Genomic DNA, 2,315 nt, shown 5'->3' with positions numbered 1-2,315 from the left:
AATCCGTCCGGGGTCAGGGGAAACACGTCCCCAAGCGGGTTTGTGCAACAAAGCCACTTTATGCAGAAAAAATCACATCGGTTAAAGACTACAAGCTATATTCAGACAAATTGAAACCAGTAGTCAGCGACACTGTGCAGCAGATACTTAAGAGAGGAGTAACTGTTGTTTTAGATTTTCCAGCAAACACTGAACGTCAAAGACTATGGTTGCGAAATATAAGTGATGAAGTGCATTCAGAACATACATGTTACTTCGTTGATAGAAGTGATGAAGTTTGCATAAAGCAATTATTAAAACGTGGTAATCCAAAGACTGATACGGTTGAAATGTTTCACGCAGTCACACGTTACTTTACCGAACCTTCTAACTCTGAAAATATTAATACTGTTAGAGTTTGAGTGTAGAAGTTATATCAACTCAGCAGCGTTTCGTTTCATCTCATCATTGACTGTCACGTAACGCTGTGTTGTCTGAATGCTCGCATGTCCAGCCATGTCAGCTAACACAAACACACTTACTCCCTTTTGGCTTAAGGTGGTTAACCAAGTGCGTCTTCCCGAATGTGACGTAGCGCCAGCAATTCCAGCACGTGCATACAAGCGTTGTAGATGCTGTGTGGCAGTGTTTGCACTAAATCGTGCACTCTTTTGCGTAGAGAACAAATAACCGTGCTGTGGACGCTTTGTGACGCTGTTAACGTATGCTTGTAGCTGACGCTGCATTTGCTTTGGCAGAAATATCTTACGTGCTCGTTTGGACTTGGTACGTGCTGCATCAAGTGTCATTTCGTCTCGTACAGTGCCGTTTGCATCTAATACGTCATCAAAGCGCAGTGCTGCCACTTCGCCAACACGCAATCCACATAAATGCGTGAATAATAGCATGGTGCTGTCACGCAGAGGATAACGACTGCACGAATTTGTTACGTCTAGTAGCTGCTTGAGCTCTGTTTTGTTAAGTGTCTTTGCTTGTGCCATATTTCACCACCTAAATGTAATGTTTTCGTGCATATAGCGTATTTTCTGATGTTCTATTTGAGCAACCAATAAGTGCTACTTTAATTCCTTCCATACATCAATGACTTATGTGGAAATGTAAGATAATCGTTGTTTTCTTATGTTTCTTTGTGTTGTTTCTAGTGTGATTAGTTTGAGTTGATTGTTTAGTCATAACGATAACAAGCCACCTCGTCTAAACGTGCAGCAGTTACATCCAAGCAGACAAACCAAGTATAAGCATCGCCTTTGTTAGGTTTGAGTATTGCTAAGAAATCGCTAAGTGACAGCACTCCGTCAGCAGAACGTCACGTTGAAAAGATTTAATTTCCTTCCAACAGTATTCGCTACGAGTGTCATCCAATCCAATATTGTCTTTGAGTAGTAGGTTGTATGCCTTTGAAATGCGTTCTTGCCAAATCTGTGGTGCTAGTTTGGCAATAGCCTTGTACTGACTTAGATGTGTGCCTTTGATGAAAAAGTGAATGTGAGTATTTGCGCCTAATCGTCCATGTTCTAAGAAAACAAGTCTATCAAGTCGTTTGCCTTGCATGGTTTCTTTACGTTTAAGAATTTGCCTATCAAGTATGTTGAAGAAGTGCTTAGCGTCATGCGTAGCATCGCTATCTGTAAAACGACTGCCATCTTTGAACGTAGCAGTACCAAATAGCCAAAAGTTCTGACTACGCACCCACTCCGCGCCTTCTAATTTTAGTCGTTCTACAAATTGCACGTTTTTCCTACCCTTAACGTTCTGTTGGTAAATACACAGTAGCTAGCTGTGCATGTAGTTATTTATCAACGGAGGAATGATTGATGCAGAAAACGGTTTTAAACGAAGTATTTGAGTTATTGGTGCAGATTGGTGCTGTAAGCAGTGAAAGCGAATTCAGCAAAGATTGGCTATGCAGAAGTGAGTGTTATATGCGTACGCTGCGTTTTAAGCGTGTTAAACCAAGCGTGGGCACATTGGCTATATGTGCAAGCAAACTACAGCATTACGGACGCTGTATGACAGCGAAAGAACGCCATACACAGCTAGGAAAACGTTTTATTGAACTCAGTGAACAGTGTCACAAGCAGATTAATAGTGATGCTGTTGGGTGGTGGAAAGACGAGGTGAAGGTTTAACAAATAGTACTGTAGCTTCAATCCAACAACCTCGTCATCCGAAAATGGGTTTTAAGCAGTAAATTTTCGTGCTGCGGTTTTCTGCGGTGGAGTACTTTTGTCGTTGCGGTGGTGATTTTGCATCACCCCATGGCTTTGTTGCACAAACCCGCTTGGGGACGTGTTTCCCCTGACCCCGGACGGATT

Annotated in this window: 4 protein-coding genes; 2 read left to right on the top strand and 2 right to left on the bottom strand. The window is 42.2% G+C overall.

The genetic code is table 11. The annotated features are described in order from the left end of the window. A partial coding sequence (locus THS5294_RS17970; protein WP_082644958.1) for a P-loop nucleotide/nucleoside kinase family protein occupies positions 1 to 401 on the top strand: 401 nt, incomplete at its 5' end. A gap of 9 nt (positions 402 to 410) precedes the next feature. On the opposite strand, the gene THS5294_RS17965 is transcribed toward THS5294_RS17970, so the two are convergent. Both THS5294_RS17965 and THS5294_RS06385 read right to left on the bottom strand, forming a co-directional pair. Then, positions 411 to 980 carry a tyrosine-type recombinase/integrase gene (locus THS5294_RS17965; RefSeq protein ID WP_072936839.1) on the bottom strand — a complete coding sequence of 190 codons (570 nt, stop codon included), beginning with the start codon at positions 978 to 980 and terminating at the stop codon, positions 411 to 413. Positions 981 to 1,266: 286 nt separating this feature from the next. Next, on the bottom strand, positions 1,267 to 1,731 hold the full coding sequence (locus THS5294_RS06385) for a hypothetical protein (protein ID WP_058123080.1): 465 nt from the start codon (positions 1,729 to 1,731) through the stop codon (positions 1,267 to 1,269). Between the two features lie 83 nt (positions 1,732 to 1,814). Here THS5294_RS06385 and THS5294_RS06380 point away from each other — a divergent pair, with 83 nt between their 5' ends. Further along, positions 1,815 to 2,129 (top strand): DUF6626 family protein, encoded by a 315-nt coding sequence (locus tag THS5294_RS06380; protein ID WP_058123079.1) that lies wholly within the window; start codon positions 1,815 to 1,817, stop codon positions 2,127 to 2,129. The last annotated feature ends 186 nt before the right edge of the window (positions 2,130 to 2,315 follow it).

Source organism: Thalassobacter stenotrophicus (genome assembly GCF_001458315.1).
Taxonomy (GTDB): Bacteria; Pseudomonadota; Alphaproteobacteria; order Rhodobacterales; family Rhodobacteraceae; genus Thalassobacter; species Thalassobacter stenotrophicus.
Note: the sequence above shows the minus strand (reverse complement) of the source record. Positions and strands in the feature narration are given on the sequence as shown.

Coding starts and splice junctions, on each gene's coding strand:
- THS5294_RS06380 (WP_058123079.1), top strand. CDS start 1,815: ATGCAGAAAACGGTTTTAAACGAAGTATTTGAGTTATTGGTGCAGATT.
- THS5294_RS17965 (WP_072936839.1), bottom strand. CDS start 980: ATGGCACAAGCAAAGACACTTAACAAAACAGAGCTCAAGCAGCTACTA.